The following is an 18,116-nucleotide window of genomic DNA, read 5'->3' as shown; positions in this document are numbered from 1 at the left end:
TCTTGATTGTGCAGCAGTACCACCGTATGCAGCGATAGCCATTGCTAAGAAATACGCGATGTACTTAATTGCTTGAGTGTTTTCCATAATAGTCTCCTAAAACGTTAGTTACTTTGATCAAGTAACAGTTAAATTAATAAGTTTAAGTTTTTATTAGTGCGCGTGGTGCTCATCATGATCGTGGTGAGCAGTTGCTAAGCTAATATAAACCATTGATAACATTGTAAATACGTAAGCTTGGATAAAACAAACTAGAAGCCCAAGTAAGTAGAATGGGATAGCAGCACCAAACATACCAACATTTACACCAAGAATTTCAAGGTTAAGGAATGTTGTAAGTACGTGGTGGTCACCCATCATATTACCTCTAAGACGTAGTGCTAGAGATAGAGGACGAATAAAGTTTGAAAGAATCTCAATTGGGAAAATTAAGATTGCCATATACCATAGTGGCCCAGCAAAGTGAGCAAGGTAGTTCATAGTTCCAAGTTCTTTACAACCTTTGATGTTGTAGTAAACAAATGAAAGAACACCAAGAGCTAACGTTGTATTGATATATTCTGTTGGAGGTAAGAAACCTGGAATAAGACCAATAACGTTTGCTAGGAAAATTGTAATAAATAGAAATGCGATGAATTTAAAATACTTAGGTGCATCTTCTTCACCAAGAACAGCACGACATTGAGTGTAGATGAATGAACCATACATCTCAACTAAGTTTCTAAGAGTAATTCCTTTGTCAGGGACTACTGTTTCATCAAGAGTCATTTTTGATACTCTTAATCTATAAGCTAGAGCAATTAAAAGAATTAAAATTGCAACGAATGACTTTGTGAAGATGTGATCCACATAGCTAGCTCCTAGAGCCTGTGATAGTTCACCTAACCAAAGGAATCCACCTGCTGCATGTGCATTTGTCGCTAATAGAGTCGATAAAAGAAGGGCCATTTTTTTCATTAACTAGTCCTTTCTGATGCTGGCGCCCAGCACAAATATATTTAAGAAATAATTTATTACCGGTATAATTATCTTACTTTCCAGAATTTGTACACTAAATAATAAGGCACCAATTAAAATTGCAGTCTTCCCTATAAATAAAAACGCTAGATACTTCTTATTTGCCTTATAGCCTTCAACGCGATGTGGCTTTATTAGCTCATCTACGGCCATCCAAAACATGACTAAATATATTACAGTGGCCGCATAAATGATCCCGAACGCTAACCATTCTTTTCCAAATGTAAGAAAAAAGAGACAAATTGCAGCTAATGGAAGAGATAAAATAAAATAGCGACTAAAGCTAATCTTATTAATTAATTCTTTAAACATGAACGCATAGTTACTATAATTTCTCTTAATTTCAAATACTTTTGACGGGAATAAAATATGACAGAGACTAAGAAGGCAAATCTACTTGCTTGGGCGATCTTCTTCTACTTAACAATGACAATTTTCTATAAGGCATTTTCAACAATAGGAATGCTGCTTTTTGTCATTTTAGCATTCTACGTATCAAAAGATTCTTATAAAGAAGTTTTTAAGAACAAATTACAGATTTTCTTCTCTGCATTTATTTTCATTCTGATTCTCTCAGTTCTTGTAAATGGAGCAGGTAGTTATTCAAAAATTAAGTATTATTTTATCCCACTTATTTTTGCCGGTGGATTCTATCAATATGGCCATATGCTTAGTGAAAAATGGATTAAGCGTTTAATTTTTTGGACGTTAACTCTAAGTGCATTTAGTTCATTCGTAGGTGTTATCCAAGTTCTCTTTCACTATAATATTGTGAAATTTACTGTCGATACTTACGGAAGAAATCAAGGTGCTCTAATGGGTGGAGCTATGTACTACTCTTACCCGATAGCCATGATCTCTGCCATGACACTTGCTGCATTAGTACACCGCTCTAAATTCAAAAGGTACGTCGATACTAAAGTTCTTATCATTACTTTGATTATTAACCTTATCGGACTTTATTATTCTTATACACGTGGAGCAATTCTTTCATTTATCGCTTGTCTGCCATTTATTTTTTATTACACAAATAAAAAGATCTTCTCAGCTGGTCTAATCTTAGGCGCAATACTTGCTGGAGCTGTTGGGTATGTAGTCATCAATCAAGTTGATTTGGGTATCTATCGCTTTAAGAAAAATAATAATAGTGACTCATATCGAATCGCACTCTTTAAAACAGCACTACGAATGTATGAGGATAAACCAGTACTAGGCTATGGACTTAGAAATTACGAAGCCGTATGTCCTGACATCCAAAATGAAAACGATATTAAACCACGATTTTGCAAGGAACACTCTCATAATCAATTCCTAGATGCTATGGCCATGACTGGTTCTATAGGAACAATTGCCTATGTACTTTTCTTTGGAGGTTGGCTTCTAACATATTTACTTAGCTTCAGAGAAAGCTTTCTCATTACCCTACCAGGTTTTGCGACCTATTTATCCATTACTATGACTGATGCTCCACTTTACATCGGTCCGGTGACTTCAATATTATTTGTCATGTATGGAATGTTATTTATTAGGAAAAAAACGTAAAAGGTAAAAGGTACGTCGATACTTTTACAAGTATCGACTTGCTATACTTCTATTTTTCTCCGAAATTTGAAATCTATTTCGACGGAGTCCTAAGCGTATTATTCTTTCTATATCGCTAGAAAATCTTTTTTCAATATTTGCCTTTTCTTTTGCGAAGTGAAAATGCGGTTTAAAGTTGAATAGCTTTGCTTCATATGAGGAAAAATGCAAAGAAGAATAAGGATAACTAAATATATCATCAGTAATCTTGGCCCTAATTGGATTTTGATAAATATATCGATAAACTGTACGTAAGTATCTTTGATCATCAACAATTGTCGCTTTATATTCGTTAGCAAAACAATGATTCTCTCTTTTACTACGTCTATTTATTTCTCGTGATATTCTACGGTTAAAATACATCATGAAATGGTGCAGATTACACTTAGGAGTTGAGATTAATAAATGATAATGATTATCCATTAAAACAAAAGCGTGAATAACTACAGGTGCATTGTCTTGAGCATATTTAAATGAATCTTTAATAAGATCCCACACTTCAAATAATGGAAGATTAAACCAATCACGATTATTTGTTCGTCGTGTAACGTGATATGGATAATGATTTTGGAAAACTCTCTTTTTTCTAGGCATGCAAAGCTTATCCACTAAACATAAAATAAAATGAATTAAAGAATGCTCAATTGATAATATATTTCATTTTTGTTAATCTGTACGTCGATACTTTTGACATTATCAATAAGTTACAAATTTTTTAGTACGAAAGAATGTCATAAGAGAAACTAATTGAATTAATCTACAAGAAAATAACATGAATATCTTAATTTATAGCCGAATTAAGCTTTAAACTTTGAATTAATGAATTACAAAAACAGTTAAGTGCTCAAAACTTCGAAAAGTATCGACGTACCCTACTTTTTTTTCAAAGCAAAAATAACCATTGAGATTAAAATATTTCCAATTGCGGCCAGGAATATAAAAATGGCCCAACCTTGAGTGATGATATTGGCATCAACCATTTCCCATAGGCCCCAAGCAACGATCAAGGCAGTTGATGGAAGCGACATTGCAAGGGCCATGGGTTTAATCCACTTTGGATCGAAAAGCGCCATCGTTATCTCTTCCTTGCTACACGTCGTTCATAAACAGAGTTAAGTCGTTCTTGAATAACTTTATTATTTGGGTATTCACCTAAGATTGAATAGTAGAGATCGTATGCAGTTTTCAAACGCTCAATTGTTTCATAGCAATTTGCCATTAGAAATATTGCACGGACTTTTAAATCACGGCGGTCTTCACGTTTTATGTATTCACGAAAATATTGGATAGCGCGGTTCCATTCTTGCTTATCAAAATAGAGAACACCAGATTGATAAAAGCTATCCACAAAGTATTTATGGTTACCGTTATTATGCATCGTAACCAAATGCTTTGTGGCCATATCATATTTTTTTAATTTGATATAAGAAATTGCTAAGCGATATTCATAGAGATCATGATTAGAAAGCTTAGGTCTAAAGTCTGAAAGCTTACTGTAAACATCAGCGGCTTTCTCATAGTCATTGATATATAAAAAAGCAATCTCACCAATTCTTTCTTGTGTTTTTACAAGCCAAACTGGATCTGTTGTAAGCTTTGGAATTTTTTCGTAGAAAGCAATACCCTTATAGTATTGTCCTAGAGAAACAGAATAAAGTTCTGCTATTTGGTAATTAACTTTAATTTTAATTTCATCATTTGGCGCCATCTCAAGTATCTTATGATACTGCTTCACCGCCAGGGCATATTCTTGATTAGTAATATAATTTTGAGCAATTAAAATATCCTTGTGAATTCTTGGTGTGAAGTCACAAGCAGACATGAAAAGTCCTAAAACTAAAAAGGCCAGCACATGGCCGGCCCTTTTAAGTATGTGAAAATTATTCTTCAGTATTTTCATCAATTCCGTCGTTTTCTGGCTCAACAATCTTAGCGATTGAAACAACCTTCTCACCTTCTTTTGGCTTAATAAGACGTACACCTTGTGTTGCACGACCCATTAGAGAAATTCCAGAAACCTTAGTTCTAACAACCTGACCACGGTCTGTAATGATCATTAAATCATCAGATTCAATAACAGGCTTAATCTGAACAATCTCACCATTCTTATCAGTAAGTCTCATCGCTAGAATCCCTTTCCCACCACGAGTTTGCTTACGATATTGTGAAGATTCAGTACGTTTACCGTACCCATTTTCAGTTACCGATAGAATTTCCATATTATCATCAATTAATTCCATTCCGATAATACGCTCTTCTTCAGCATTGATATTAATCCCTTTTACACCTTGAGAAACACGTCCCATAGCGCGAGCATCTGAAGTGTCGAAACGGATAATTTTACCAGCTGATGAACAAAGAAGAATATCTTTTGAACCATCATTGATTCTAACATTTACAATATAATCACCATCTTGAAGCTTAATTGCAATTAGACCTGACTGCTTAACATTAGAGTATTCAGAAAGGGCCGTCTTCTTAACAAGACCTTTATTAGTTGCAAAAATTAAGTACTTCTCTTCCATATCCATATCGTGTGGAATTCTAATAATTTCTGTTACACGATCTCCACTTGGGATTTGGATTAGGTTAGCGATATTTCTACCTTTAGAAGTTCTAGTTCCTTCTGGCATCTCATAAACTTTCTTAGAGAAAACTTGTCCACGAGATGTGAAGAATAGAAGCTTATCATGTGTATTAGCTGTAAAAATATTTGTGAAGAAATCATCTTCATTAGCAGCACCCTTAACACCTTTTCCACCACGCTTTTGCGCTTTGTAAGTATCAAGTGGCATACGTTTTACGTATCCCTTATGAGTGATTGTTACAATCATCTCTTCTTTTGCAACTAAATCTTCAATTTGAATTTCGTCTGCTTTTGCAACGATTTCAGTTCTTCTTTCATCTCCATATTTTTCAATGATTTCAGTGAACTCTTCTTTGATGATATTTTTAATTTTTTCTTCAGAACCTAAGATACCTTCTAAACGTGCAATCTCTTTCATAATTGCTTCATAGTCTGCAATGATCTTATCTCTTTCAAGACCAGTTAGACGTTGAAGTCTCATATCAAGAATTGCTTGAGCTTGAATTTCACTTAATGAGAATGTTGACATTAATTTCTCACGAGCATCTGTTGGCCCGTCAGACTTTTTAATCATCTCAACAACTTCATCAATATTTTCAACAGCTACTTTTAAACCTTCTAAGATATGCGCTCTTTCACGTGCTTTCTTCAATTCATAAACTGTACGACGAATAATAATTTCACGTCTGTGATCAATGAAACACTCAAGTTGTTCTTTAATATTAAGAACTTTTGGAGAAGAGTTAACGATTGAAAGGAAGATAATACCAAAAGAAGACTGAAGGGCAGTCTGCTTATAAAGCTTATTCATGATTACTGTAGCAATCTCACCTTTTTTAAGATCAATTACAACACGAATACCTTCACGTGAAGATTCATCACGAAGATCAGAGATCCCAACAAGTGACTTAGAATTTACTAGGTCAGCAATCTTTTCAATTAGTTTTGCTTTATTAACTTGGTATGGAAGTTCAGTAATAACAATTCTTTCACGATCTTGTTTCTTACCATGTGTTTCCACATCCATTTTTGCACGCATTTGAACAACACCCTTACCTGTTTTATAGGCAGAGCGGATACCTTCAGTTCCATGGATCGTTCCTGCAGTTGGAAAGTCAGGACCTGGAATAACTTGCATGATTTCATCAATCGTCATATCACGATTATCAACAAGTTGAGTAAGTGCTGTCATAACTTCTGTTAAGTTATGTGGTGGAATGTTTGTGGCCATACCTACGGCAATACCAGCAGATCCATTAACTAGAAGATTAGGAATCTTTGATGGAAGAACTGTTGGCTCTTTTAAAGAGTCGTCGTAGTTAGGTTGCCAATCAACTGTTTCCTTATCTAAGTCTTTAAGCATCTCCTCAGAAAGCTTTTGCATTCTGATCTCTGTATACCTCATGGCCGCAGCGTTATCACCGTCAATTGAACCGAAGTTACCTTGACCTTGAACCATTGGATATCTCATTGAGAAATCTTGGGCCATACGAACGATTGTATTATAAACCGCAGAGTCACCGTGTGGGTGATACTTACCAATAACATCCCCGACAACACGGGCAGATTTTAGAAATGGTTTATTGTGATAGTTACCAAGTGAGTGCATAGCGTACAGACAACGACGGTGAACTGGCTTCATCCCGTCACGTACGTCTGGAAGTGCACGCCCAACGATTACAGACATAGCGTAATCGAGGTAACAATTTTTCATTTCATCGCGAATACCGATTTGTTGAATATTTCCGTGATTGTGATTTCCACCGTCACCATTATCTACTGTATTTGTTTCATCAGTCATTTCTTAATCCTCGCAAAACGTTTAAACGTCTAGGTTCCTTACATTAAGTGCATTTTCTTCAACGAATTGTCTTCTTGGTTCTACCTGGTCACCCATTAGAACAGAGAATACAGAATCTGCTTCAATCGTATCTTCAATCTTAACCTGTAGAAGAGTACGATTTTCAGGATTCATTGTAGTTTCCCAAAGTTGCTCAGGGTTCATCTCACCAAGACCCTTATAACGTTGAATATATGCACCTTGTTTTGCATCATCGATAACAAAACTAGCAAATTCACGTAATGTTCCAAATTCTCTCGAGTTACCTTTTTCAGGTTGATATAAGAACTTCCCTACTTTGTACTTTTGAATTCCATCATAGAGATTAATTAAATCTGCATACTCTGAAGATTCAAGGAAGTAAGAAGAAAGCTTAAATTTCTTTGTACGAGCTGTCGTTTTAACAGTAATACGAAGTTGAAAACTCTCATGCTCTTTATCTTCTTCGATAGTAAAAGCATAATTTCTTAATGTTTCAGCTTCATTTGCTTTGAAGTGTGTATCTAAGTCAGTAACAATTTTTTCTAATTTTGCTTTATCTTTTAAGTCAGCAGCTCTAATTCCAATTTCTTCAATTAAATGTCTTAGAAGAAGAGTATCAAAGTGAATATCGTAAGACTTAAGTGTCTTATCGTATTGAGAAAACTTATTAACTAAGCCTTTGGCCGTGTCTTCTTCAATCATTTCACCATTGAAGTTAATTGCTGTTCCTTCAATTGCGTTTGCAACAAGGAAAGTCTCAAGAGCTTTTTCATCTTTAAGATAAATCTCTTTCTTACCTTTCTTGTATTTATATAATGGTGGTTGTGCAATATACACATAACCTTGCTCAATAAGTTCTGGGAACTGACGGTAAAGAAGAGTCAGAATTAGAGTTCTAATGTGAGACCCATCGACGTCGGCATCTGTCATAATAACAAGTTTATGGTAACGAAGTTTTGAGATATCAAAATTCCCTTTACCAATTCCTGTTCCCATTGCTTGAACAATCATTTTAATTTCGGCATTACCAAGCATTTTGTCATAACGTGCTTTTTCAACGTTTAGAATCTTCCCTTTTAGTGGAAGTACAGCTTGATACTTTCTATCACGTCCCTGCTTTGCAGAACCACCGGCAGAGTCACCCTCAACGATATAAATTTCAGAAAGTGCTGGATCTTTTTCCTGACAATCTGCCATCTTACCTGGAAGGCCACCCATATCAAGAACTGATTTTCTTCTCGTTAATTCACGAGCACGACGTGCAGCTTCTCTTGCAGCGGCTGCATCAACTGATTTTCTAATAATCGTTTTTGCGGTTGATGGATTCTCCTCTAAATAACGCTTAAGAGCATCACCAACTAGAGAGTTAACAATCCCTTCGACTTCAGAGTTACCAAGTTTATCTTTTGTCTGACCTTCGAATTGAAGTTCAGGAAGCTTTACAGAGATAATGGCCGTAAGACCTTCTCTCATATCATCTCCAGTAAGATTTGCTTTAATTCCCTTTAAAAGATTATTTTCTTTAGCATATTGATTTACAACTCTTGTTAGTGCAGTTTTAAATCCAGAGATATGTGTTCCACCACCAGGAGTTGTAATTGCGTTTGCATAACCTGAAAGAACTTCTGAGTATGAATCCGTCCATTGCATTGCGATTTCAACTTCATAGTCTTCACGAGATTCAGATATATAAATCGGAGCCTTATGAACGACAGTCTTTGCTCTATTTAAGTACTGAACAAATTCAATTAAACCACCTTCATAATGAAATACTTCTTTTTTATCATTTCTCTCATCTTTAACAACAATCTTTAATCCTCTATTAAGAAAAGCCATCTCTCTAAAACGACTTGTTAAAGTATCGTAATTAAATTCATGTACTTCAAAAATTTCATTATCAGGCTTGAAAGTTACAGATGTCCCAGTTTGCTCTGGATCTTCTAATTCTCCAACTATGCTAAGAGGTGCTTTAGTAACGCCATGATTAAATTCTACCTGATGGATTTTTCCATGCTTTTTAATTTCAATCTTAACCCACTTGGAAAGCGCGTTTACAACAGATGCACCTACACCGTGTAGACCACCAGAAACTTTATAAGCTCCACCATCTTCATTAAATTTCCCACCTGCATGAAGTTTTGTGTAAACAAGTTCAGCGGCAGAAACACCTTCTTTTGGATGGATATCAACAGGTATTCCTCGGCCATCATCGATAACTGTTACAGAGTTATCAACGTGGATAATAACTTTAATTTCACTACAGTAGCCTGCCAGTGCTTCATCAACTGCATTATCAACAATTTCATATACACAGTGATGTAGTCCACGATTAGCAGTATCCCCAATATACATCCCCGGTCTTTTTCTAACGGCCTCAAGTCCTTCAAGAACACTAATTTGGCTCGCACCATATTCTTGTCCGACCTTACCAATACTTCCTGCTTGATTTTCTTGATTTTCCAAAAGGAACCTCTCTTCCAATTTCTTGTGTCAGTGTGTTGTTGTTTTAAAAATATATTTTTTGGAAGATAGATTAGTGAATGGATCCATTAGAGATATAGATCTTATTTGCTCCATCAATTTTTTCTAATTCTTCCTTAAATTTTTCATTTGCCGTTGTAATTAATACTTGGAACTCTCGTTGTTCCAAAAAATTTACAAGCCTACCCCATCTCGCTTTGTCTAATTCCCCTGAGACATCGTCGATAAGTACAATTGGATAGGTGTATAAGTTATACCTAAATAGCTCTATATAGGCAAATATGAGGCTCAAATAAGACATTTTTTGTTGGCCTAGAGAGCAGAATTCATAGGCATTCATTCCATCAAAAAGAAGCACGTAGTCATCTTTATGGACTTGATACGTCGTATGCCCCACAACTAGGTCTTTTTCAAGTCTTTGTTGCATGTAATCATAGATCATATCTGGTGAAAAGCCGTGAAAACGTGAATCGACTTGGATATTAAGCTCGTGTTCTTCTGAAAAAATGTCGCGATAAGTTTTTTCACAATATGGAATTAACTCGGCCACAAATTGATTTCTCATGGCCACTAGCTCGTAAGCGTAATCTGCCATTTGACGATCGATAACTTGTAGCTGCTCTCTAAATTGTGGTGGCTTTTTAGAAAGAAGTACGTTTCTAAATCTAAGAGAAGAATTGTACTGATTTAATACTTTCTTATAATCGCGACTAAGTAGTGATAAGTGATCATCAAACCACTTTCTTCTAAAGCTTGGAATATTAGAAAATGAATATGAATCAAATGGATTAATAAATACTAATTTTGCATCAAGCTTTTTCTTGGTGTTCTTTCCATTTAGAGTCCACGAAGAACCATTAGGATTCATCTTTCCAGTAAAAGTGATTTGATCACCTTCATTTTCAAAAAGAGATGAAAATAATATTTCAGGATTATCCCCATCAATACTTAATAACTGTGGAAAAGTTGTATTTTTACGAAAAGATTTTCGAGTTACTAACACATGAAGCGCTTCTAATATATTTGTCTTACCATTTCCATTCTCTCCTAAAATACAATTTATATTCTTATTGAAAGATATAATATCTGGCTGGAGGTTACGGAAGTTTGTAATCTGTAACTTAGATAGCTTCAAAATAATATAATCTCTTAGATTCTAAGTGGCATAATGATTCCAAGATAGTTTTGGATATCATTTGATCTTACAATCACAGCTGAGAATTCATTATTGAATTCAAAAGTAATATTTTCTGAATTTAAAATTGCAATTGAATCTAATAAGAAACGTGCATTAAATCCAATTTCAAGCTCCTTACCATTGTAATCAACAGCGATCGTCTCTTTCGCATCTCCAAGTGAAGGATGGTTAGCAGAGATTGTCATATGATTTTCAGTAAGTTTGATCTTAACTGCATTTGATTTCTCATTAGACATAATTTTAATACGTCTAATAGCATGCTGAAGAGTTTCTTTATCAGCTGTTAGTGAATAAGTCGTCTTAGCTGGAATTACAGCTTGATACTTTGGATATTCTCTAGCAATTAAACGAATACCTAATTGGTATTGCTCATTAGCTGTTACATATAAATAAGAGTCATCAACAGAAATAAACAGATTAGCACCTGGATAAGTTTCTGCAACTTTTCTAAGTTCTGATACACCTTTCTTTGGAATGATAATTCCATTAATAAGTGCTTCATTATTTTGTTCTGCTATGTCGTGTTCAATTAGTGATAATCGATGACCGTCTGTTGAGACAGCTCTTAACTTCCCTTCTACTTCTTGAAAATAAATTCCGTTAAAGTGAAGTCTCGTTTCATCATTTGAAATAGCATATGAAGTTTTTGTGATTAGATTTAATAGATCATCTGAATTTAGATTGAATGTATTTTCGTTTCCAAAATGTAGGTTTGGAAATTCATCTGATTCATAAATTAAAAGTGAATAATGGATATCTTCACAATTTATTTTTAGAAGATTTTCACCTTCTTCCAACTCCATGTTGATATCTGTGTTAGGAAGTTCTTTTAATATATCAAATAGATTCTTAGCGTTTATACAAAATGAAGCTGAACCTTCAGTTGATGCATTAATTGAATACTTTGCTGATACTTCTAAATCTGTAGCTGATAAATATATTTTCTCATTGCTAACAGTTAGTAACGTATAAGTTAAGATTGGTCTTGAATTCTTCTTATCAATTACAGTTAAAATTTTATTTAGTGCATCTCTTAAGTTATCTGTATCTACCCTAAGCTTCATTTTTAATCCTATCAGAAATAATTGTGCTATTGTTGTATAATGGAAAACACCAGTTAGCAAGCTAGCATAGGCGTTTTAAGTGTTTCTCTTTTTATATATATTTATATTAATATAATATATAATCCTGTGGAAAAGTGTATAAGCTTCTACTTCCCTATTAGATCTTCATTCTCTCGATTTCCCATTTGTTAGCAATGGTTGATTAGTTTTTTTAACTCAATGCACACATTCGTATATTATCATTTCGGTAACAATATATTGACGTTATTAGATTTTTACTCACGGCCAAATGTTGATAATTTTAGGGCGAGTTAAATTGCTTAACTTTTTATTAATTTGGCCATTCAATTACTCACATTTTGCAAACATGTTGATAACTTTTTTATCCACGGCCTACGATTTTGTCGATTATATTATTAACGGCCGTGAATAAATTCTAAAATATGTTCTAAGTTATTAATTTTAATACATTTATTAATCCACAATTAAGTTTGTTGGCCGTGAATTGGCCGCTAATGGCCGTGGATAACTGTGATCTCGTCGGACCAAAGTTGACTAGTCAAATACTACTGTGAATTTGTCGGCCATTTGACTAGTCATATAATCAACATTTCACAAATTTCATGTGGATTAAATGGTGTCTTTGTCAGTGTTGGCCAATCATTTACTCACGGCCGAGTAGTCATCAAATAGAAAGACCACTCATTGAGTGGCCTATTTTTGGATAGTCATTTGACTAGTCAGAATTTAATTTGGATTTAGTAGTGATTAAAGTTGATTTTCAATCGTCATAATAGTCTTAGAAAGTAGGGGATCTTGCGATAGTCTTTCTGAGATTTTCTGTTCTGCGTGTACAACAGAGCTGTGATCGCGACCACCAAAGAAGCGACCAATTTCCTCATGAGTTGCATTTGCAAGCTTGCGACATAAGTACATGGCCACAAAGCGAGCGTTAGCAATATCTTTCGTACGTGACTTTGACTTTAAATCAGCAACAGGTATTTTAAAATATTGAGATGTTTGCTTAGCAATACCTTCGATTGTAATTTTCTTCTCATCTTCAAAATCGCGAAGAGCAAGAACCTCTTTAACCATCTCTAATTCAATATCAACCTTCATGATATCAGAGTAGGCTGAAAGCTTTATTAGAGCACCTTCAAGCTCTCTAATTGAGTTTTTAACATTACATGCAATTAGATTAACAATATCTTCAGAAAGGAATAAGTCGAGATCATCTGCCTTAGCATTAATGATAGCAACTCTTGTTTCGATATCTGGTTTTTGAATATCAACAACTAGACCCCATTGTAGGCGAGTCTTGATTCTCTCTTCTAGGCCATTAATCTCTTGAGGTGTCTTATCAGAAGTGAAGATTAACTGTTTTCCTTTTTGATAAAGTTCATTAAAGATATGGAAGAATTCGCGTTGAGTTCCTTCTTTACCTTTAAGTTCATGAACATCATCAATCATAAGAACATCAACTTTCTCTGAATACTTTTGACGAAATTCTGGAAGTTGTTTGTTGCGAATCGATTCAATCATTTCCTTCATAAAGTCACGTGCTGTAATTAAGCAGATAACAAAGTGAGGGTATTGATTTTGAATTCCGTTGGCCATGGCATGTAAGAGGTGAGTCTTACCAAGTCCAGAATTCGAATGAATATAAAGAGAAGGGTATTTACCTGCTTTACCAGGGCTTTTAGCAATTGCTAGTGAAGCAGCGTAGGCCATATTATTAGATGGTCCGATTACGAAGTTCTTAAACGTCTTACTCTTATCGATTACAATATTATTATAATCATCACTTACGTGATCGATATATTTTGATTCTACTTTTGATAGAAGATCTTCCTGTACAGGCTCTAGGTCAAGCGAAAATGAAATTTCATTTGCTGATTTAGGTCGATTCTGAGCTGGTTCTATAGGACCAGATGAATTTAAGCTCTGAGATAGTGAAGTTTGGCTACTATTAGCTAAGTTGCTGTTATTATTAGTAACGATAACGATTTGGTATGATTTACCTAACGTATTTACAATACTTTGGCTAATTTGCTCTAAATTCTTCTCAATGAATGACTTAATGAAATTTGTTGTTGTTGAGAATGTAGCTCTCTCACCATCAATATTAATTAGGCGAAAGAATTCACCTTGAAAAAACGATGCATACTTTTGTGGATTTATCAGTGATTTCAATGAGTTATGTATTTCACAATTCATCATCTCTAACTCTTCGGCACTAAAGAAGTCATCTGATAGGCTAGAGTAGTCTTGAGAAGGATTACTATTTAAGCTTTGCTTGATATTGAAGGGATCTTCAATGATATTCTTATTTGCTAAGTCTTCAATATTATTAACTTTACTGTGTCCTAATTCATTGTGTGTGTTCGTGTTTGAGTTTGAATTTTTTAAAAATTCATTAAAAGGAAAGTTTCCCTGCATGATCTATTCCCTTGAGCTGCACTCGTCAATTTTTCTTTAATTCTGTGTTGTGGGGCAAATTTGTATCATGGCCCAAAATCCTAGGCCAATAAAAAAATAAGTTTTTTACGCATGGCCAAATAAATCAAATATTTTGGCCTGCACTATCTACAGGGCCATTGACCGGTGATGCGAAATGGTATAATACTAGCCCTTACAATATTAATTTTAAGTTTAACAGTTATAGTTAGGTAGGTTGAAGATGTCTAAAAGAACTTGGCAGCCAAAAAGAAAGAAAAGAATGAGAGTACACGGTTTCCTTAAAAGAATGGAAACAGCTGGTGGTCGCAACGTTATCAAGGCTCGTAGAGCTAAGGGACGTAAGCAACTTACAGTTTCTCACGGTAAGAAATAATGGAATCAGTTGATAGCACTTTTGATAAAAGTTCAAGATTGCTATCAACTGAAGATTTCTCTTATCTTCGAAAGAATTCAAAAATTATCACTGATCGCTGGCTAAGAGTTTATTATAAGCCATCGCGAATTAATTCTGAAACTTCTAGAATCGGATTTTCTGTTACCAAAAAAGTAGGTAAGGCAAATAAGCGCAATCTTTGTAAGCGTTTAATTCGCGAATTTTTTCGTATGAGTCCTTATCGTAATGATGGGAAAGATATCATGGTAGTTGTTTCTAATCGTCTTTTTAAACAATCTGAAGATCCTAAAAAAGACCTCAAAATCTCTTTAGAAAGAGCATTCGCAAAACTGCAATAAAAAGTTAACAAGTGCCGTAGGGCATGTTAAAAATCCTGTACTTATAATTACCAGTTTAGGAGTTATCACGCATGAATAATGATCAAAAACGCACCGTTTTAGCGTTTGTATTAGCAGGTGTTATTGTCTTCACATGGCAAGCGCTTTTTAGTCCAACTCAAAACACTCAAACACAAGTTAAGCAAGAGCAGTCAACAGCTCAAACTCAAACTAATTCAGAAACGACTTCGCAAGAGTCTACAACTCCTAAGGCAATTGCTACGAGTTCTGCAAAAGCAACAAATCTTAAAAGTGTCACTTTAGAGAATGGACCTTATAGCTATACTGTAAATAGTGATCTTTCTTTTAAAGCAGCTACTGGAAATAAAACGGCCATGAGTTTAAAGGAATTATCAGATAAAGATAACTTCTTTGTTTTTAAAGTAATTGATATCAACAATAACCTTCAAAACTTTAATTTTGTTTTTGATGAGAAAACATCACCAAATGAAGTTGTTGCAAATGATTTAGAAAAAAATATTTCTATTCGTTTAAGTCTTCTGGATGATGGGCGTTTAAGTTATGAAATCGAAGGTACACAAGACTTTAGACTTTCATACAATATGTCTTCATCAGAAAAACAATCTGATAACAGAACTTACCGTCAATATATTCTTCAAACAGTTGATACTGAACGTCTAAACTTAGAATCAGATGAGAATGGGGAAGGCAAGTTAAAGTGGTTAGGGTTAGATTTTAATCACCATGTATTCTTAAATGTATTTAATGAAAAACAAACAATTAATTATCTGACGACTGAAAGTGGAGATGCTTTCTTTCAAACAGTTCGTGGTAAAAAAACTTATAACGGTTATATGTTATATGCTCTTAAAAATTATGATTACCTTCTAGCTTTTGACGATCAACTCGATCTTTCAATTGATTTTGGTATCTTTGGAATTTTTGCTGTTCCAATTCTTAAGGCAATGCAATTCGTATATAAGTATGTAGGTAACTACGGTATTGCTATTATTCTTCTAACACTTGTTATTCGTATCGCAACATACCCACTACAAGCTAAGTCTTTCCGTTCAATGAAGAAGATGCAAAAACTTCAACCTGAAATTGCTAAGCTTAAAGAAAAGTATGCTGATGATCCAATGAAGCAACAGAAAGCGACAATGGAATTATTTAAAAGATCTGGAGCTTCACCATTAGGTGGATGTTTACCAATGGTTCTTCAAATTCCTATTTTCATCGCTTTCTATCAAGCAATTTCAAATTCAGTTGAACTAGTTGGTTCTCCATTTTACTTTTGGTTAACTGACCTTAGTGCAAAGGATCCATATTACATTCTGCCTGCGATTATGGGTATTACAATGCTAGCTCAAACTAGACTTAACCCTTCAACATCAGCAGATCCTAATCAACAAAAGATTATGTATATCATGCCAATTGTTTTCATTTTTATTATGAAAGATCTACCGGCAGGATTAAATCTTTACTTTGCAGTTTCAAATATTCTAGGGATTGCACAGCAGTTATACGTTTATAAAACAGCAGACGCATAAAAAATGATATACCAAACGGATGACCAACCTATTGTCGCATGCTCTACCGGCTTAAGTGAGAATACGGCCATAGGGGTTATCCGTTTATCTGGTTTTACCGATCTCGTTGGTTCTATAGGACCATTTTTCAAAAAAGACCTTTCAAAACTTGAAATAAGAAAAGCGACATTTGTTAATCTCTATGACATTGATGGAAACTTCCTGGATGAAGTAGTTATCACTTATTTTAAGGGACCTAATAGTTACAATGGTGAAAATATATTAGAGATTGCAGCTCATGGAAATACACTTAATTTAAAGCGTATTATGAATGCATTCATTAACTCTGGTAATTTTCGTCTCGCAAAAAATGGTGAATTCACTTATCGAGCACTAAAGAATAAGAAGCTCTCCCTTGCACAAGTTGAAGGACTTGATGCTCTCCTAAATGCTTCTTCTTCTCTAATGCTTGATGAAGGACTTAAACTTTTAAATGGAAGCCTTTATCAAAAATACACTGATCTCTACGATAAGTTTTTAAAACTGAAAGCTGCAGTTGAAATTAATATCGATTTTGCTGAAGACGTAGGGGAGGAACAGTCGCAGAAACTTTTAGATGAGGCCGTTTCTGATATTAGTACGCATATTAGCTCACTTCACAGAAGTGCAAGTGTGAACGCTAAAAGCTTAATGTCGCCAGATATAGTTCTATGTGGTGAACCGAACGCTGGAAAGAGCTCTCTCTTTAATTTATTTCTCGATGAATCCCGCTCAATTGTTTCAGATATTGCAGGAACCACTCGTGACTATATATCTGAATATATCAGCCTTGGAAATGAAACATTTAAATTAGTGGATACGGCCGGTCTACGCAACACAACTGATGTCATTGAAGAAGAAGGAATAAAGAGAAGTCGTAATCTTATCGACAATGCATTTTATAAAATTCTTCTAGTTAATATAAATGAAGTAGAAAAATACCAATATCACGATATCAAAGAGACACTTTTTGATGCTCTTATCTTTACACATTTTGATGAGTTTGAGGGTGAGCTAAATTTAGATACTTTAAAATCAAATCTTCCAAAGGCTATTAAATACTATAGTGCCGACACTTCAAAAGGCGAGGGGAGACTTGTTGAAATAAGTGGTCCTATCGGACCAAAAACAACAAGTGGTTCTATAGAACCAAAAGAATTAGAAGAATTTAATCTTGGTCCTATGGGGGCAAATCAAAAAAATGGTCCTATAGAACCAGCTCATATAACTGACTTAATTACTCAAGATATACTATCCAAGTATACGAAATTACGTAATAGTGATCCGATCTCAATCGAAAGACACCGTATTGTCATCAATGATATTTATAGTAAATTTAGTGAGTTCTCAAGTAATATCAGGCACTTAGACGATATTGCTATCATATCTTCTGAAGTGTCAATACTTGAAAAGAAAACCGCAGAACTTATTGGAATTATCAGTCCAGATGATACCCTGACACATATATTTACCAACTTTTGTATCGGTAAATAATATATAAACCATTGATTTTTCTTAAAATATAGCTTAAATGTTCCACGTAGAACTTTATTATTAGAACTGCGCCCATTTGTTCCACGTAGAACAAGCCAGGGTAATAGTTCCA

At 34.5% G+C, this 18,116-nt stretch carries 15 protein-coding genes; 5 read left to right on the top strand and 10 right to left on the bottom strand.

The features are described from left to right. Window positions 1-153 precede the first annotated feature (153 nt). Window positions 154-957 carry a F0F1 ATP synthase subunit A gene (gene atpB, locus ACN5L8_RS14745; RefSeq protein WP_199506609.1) on the bottom strand — a complete coding sequence of 268 codons (804 nt, stop codon included), beginning with the start codon at window positions 955-957 and terminating at the stop codon, window positions 154-156. 3 nt (window positions 958-960) lie between these two features. Beyond that, the gene (locus ACN5L8_RS14740; protein ID WP_334677826.1) at window positions 961-1,329 is read right to left on the bottom strand and encodes a hypothetical protein; all 369 of its coding nucleotides are present in this window, start codon (window positions 1,327-1,329) and stop codon (window positions 961-963) included. A gap of 57 nt (window positions 1,330-1,386) precedes the next feature. On the opposite strand from ACN5L8_RS14740, the gene ACN5L8_RS14735 reads away from it, so the two are divergent. Then, entirely contained in the window at window positions 1,387-2,559 is a 1,173-nt protein-coding gene (locus ACN5L8_RS14735; protein WP_419173375.1) for an O-antigen ligase family protein, read from the top strand. A 24-nt stretch (window positions 2,560-2,583) separates the two neighbouring features. Here the strand turns inward: ACN5L8_RS14735 and ACN5L8_RS14730 are convergent, their stop codons facing one another. The 8 genes from ACN5L8_RS14730 to dnaA all read right to left on the bottom strand — a co-directional run bounded on the left by ACN5L8_RS14730 (window position 2,584) and on the right by dnaA (window position 14,189). Then, window positions 2,584-3,207: a transposase gene (locus ACN5L8_RS14730; RefSeq protein WP_419173374.1), complete on the bottom strand. Its 624-nt coding sequence runs from the start codon at window positions 3,205-3,207 to the stop codon at window positions 2,584-2,586. 263 nt (window positions 3,208-3,470) lie between these two features. Next, window positions 3,471-3,671 (bottom strand): hypothetical protein, encoded by a 201-nt coding sequence (locus tag ACN5L8_RS14725; RefSeq protein ID WP_334677828.1) that lies wholly within the window; start codon window positions 3,669-3,671, stop codon window positions 3,471-3,473. Between the two features lie 2 nt (window positions 3,672-3,673). After that, complete coding sequence (locus tag ACN5L8_RS14720; RefSeq protein ID WP_114706002.1) at window positions 3,674-4,498, bottom strand: tetratricopeptide repeat protein; 825 nt, start codon at window positions 4,496-4,498, stop codon at window positions 3,674-3,676. Next, complete coding sequence (gene gyrA, locus ACN5L8_RS14715; RefSeq protein ID WP_114706001.1) at window positions 4,479-6,986, bottom strand: DNA gyrase subunit A; 2,508 nt, start codon at window positions 6,984-6,986, stop codon at window positions 4,479-4,481. The genes ACN5L8_RS14720 and gyrA overlap by 20 nt, the downstream gene beginning before the upstream one ends. Before the next feature lie 21 nt (window positions 6,987-7,007). Beyond that, window positions 7,008-9,470, bottom strand: coding sequence for a DNA topoisomerase (ATP-hydrolyzing) subunit B (gene gyrB / locus ACN5L8_RS14710; RefSeq protein ID WP_114706000.1), 2,463 nt, complete (start codon window positions 9,468-9,470; stop codon window positions 7,008-7,010). A gap of 70 nt (window positions 9,471-9,540) precedes the next feature. Beyond that, complete coding sequence (recF, locus tag ACN5L8_RS14705) at window positions 9,541-10,623, bottom strand: DNA replication/repair protein RecF (RefSeq protein ID WP_162929467.1); 1,083 nt, start codon at window positions 10,621-10,623, stop codon at window positions 9,541-9,543. A 14-nt stretch (window positions 10,624-10,637) separates the two neighbouring features. Further along, window positions 10,638-11,750 (bottom strand): DNA polymerase III subunit beta, encoded by a 1,113-nt coding sequence (gene dnaN, locus ACN5L8_RS14700; protein WP_114705998.1) that lies wholly within the window; start codon window positions 11,748-11,750, stop codon window positions 10,638-10,640. A 768-nt stretch (window positions 11,751-12,518) separates the two neighbouring features. Further along, complete coding sequence (dnaA, locus tag ACN5L8_RS14695; RefSeq protein ID WP_419173373.1) at window positions 12,519-14,189, bottom strand: chromosomal replication initiator protein DnaA; 1,671 nt, start codon at window positions 14,187-14,189, stop codon at window positions 12,519-12,521. Window positions 14,190-14,430: 241 nt separating this feature from the next. Between dnaA and rpmH the strand changes: the two genes are divergently transcribed. The 4 genes from rpmH to ACN5L8_RS14675 all read left to right on the top strand — a co-directional run bounded on the left by rpmH (window position 14,431) and on the right by ACN5L8_RS14675 (window position 18,004). Further along, window positions 14,431-14,583, top strand: a complete 153-nt coding sequence (rpmH, locus tag ACN5L8_RS14690) for a 50S ribosomal protein L34 (RefSeq protein ID WP_103218603.1) — start codon at window positions 14,431-14,433, stop codon at window positions 14,581-14,583. Beyond that, the gene (gene rnpA, locus ACN5L8_RS14685) at window positions 14,583-14,942 is read left to right on the top strand and encodes a ribonuclease P protein component (protein ID WP_114705996.1); all 360 of its coding nucleotides are present in this window, start codon (window positions 14,583-14,585) and stop codon (window positions 14,940-14,942) included. The genes rpmH and rnpA overlap by 1 nt, the downstream gene beginning before the upstream one ends. Window positions 14,943-15,013: 71 nt before the next feature. Next, window positions 15,014-16,492: a membrane protein insertase YidC gene (yidC, locus tag ACN5L8_RS14680; RefSeq protein WP_419169002.1), complete on the top strand. Its 1,479-nt coding sequence runs from the start codon at window positions 15,014-15,016 to the stop codon at window positions 16,490-16,492. A 3-nt stretch (window positions 16,493-16,495) separates the two neighbouring features. Beyond that, complete coding sequence (locus ACN5L8_RS14675; protein ID WP_419173372.1) at window positions 16,496-18,004, top strand: tRNA modification GTPase; 1,509 nt, start codon at window positions 16,496-16,498, stop codon at window positions 18,002-18,004. Window positions 18,005-18,116 lie beyond the last annotated feature (112 nt).

Origin of the sequence: Halobacteriovorax sp., from assembly GCF_048381875.1 — a bacterium.
GTDB classification, from domain to species: Bacteria; Bdellovibrionota; Bacteriovoracia; order Bacteriovoracales; family Bacteriovoracaceae; genus Halobacteriovorax_A; species Halobacteriovorax_A vibrionivorans.
The sequence above is the reverse complement of the archived record's forward strand: the minus strand, read 5'-3'. Positions and strand labels throughout refer to the sequence as shown.

What these genes read in the sequence shown, in the direction of transcription:
- atpB (WP_199506609.1), bottom strand. Translation starts at nt 957, where the DNA reads ATGAAAAAAATGGCCCTTCTTTTATCGACTCTATTAGCGACAAATGCA.
- ACN5L8_RS14740 (WP_334677826.1), bottom strand. Translation starts at nt 1,329, where the DNA reads ATGTTTAAAGAATTAATTAATAAGATTAGCTTTAGTCGCTATTTTATT.
- ACN5L8_RS14735 (WP_419173375.1), top strand. Translation starts at nt 1,387, where the DNA reads ATGACAGAGACTAAGAAGGCAAATCTACTTGCTTGGGCGATCTTCTTC.
- ACN5L8_RS14725 (WP_334677828.1), bottom strand. Translation starts at nt 3,671, where the DNA reads ATGGCGCTTTTCGATCCAAAGTGGATTAAACCCATGGCCCTTGCAATG.
- ACN5L8_RS14720 (WP_114706002.1), bottom strand. Translation starts at nt 4,498, where the DNA reads ATGAAAATACTGAAGAATAATTTTCACATACTTAAAAGGGCCGGCCAT.
- gyrA (WP_114706001.1), bottom strand. Translation starts at nt 6,986, where the DNA reads ATGACTGATGAAACAAATACAGTAGATAATGGTGACGGTGGAAATCAC.
- dnaN (WP_114705998.1), bottom strand. Translation starts at nt 11,750, where the DNA reads ATGAAGCTTAGGGTAGATACAGATAACTTAAGAGATGCACTAAATAAA.
- dnaA (WP_419173373.1), bottom strand. Translation starts at nt 14,189, where the DNA reads ATGCAGGGAAACTTTCCTTTTAATGAATTTTTAAAAAATTCAAACTCA.
- rpmH (WP_103218603.1), top strand. Translation starts at nt 14,431, where the DNA reads ATGTCTAAAAGAACTTGGCAGCCAAAAAGAAAGAAAAGAATGAGAGTA.
- rnpA (WP_114705996.1), top strand. Translation starts at nt 14,583, where the DNA reads ATGGAATCAGTTGATAGCACTTTTGATAAAAGTTCAAGATTGCTATCA.
- yidC (WP_419169002.1), top strand. Translation starts at nt 15,014, where the DNA reads ATGAATAATGATCAAAAACGCACCGTTTTAGCGTTTGTATTAGCAGGT.
- ACN5L8_RS14675 (WP_419173372.1), top strand. Translation starts at nt 16,496, where the DNA reads ATGATATACCAAACGGATGACCAACCTATTGTCGCATGCTCTACCGGC.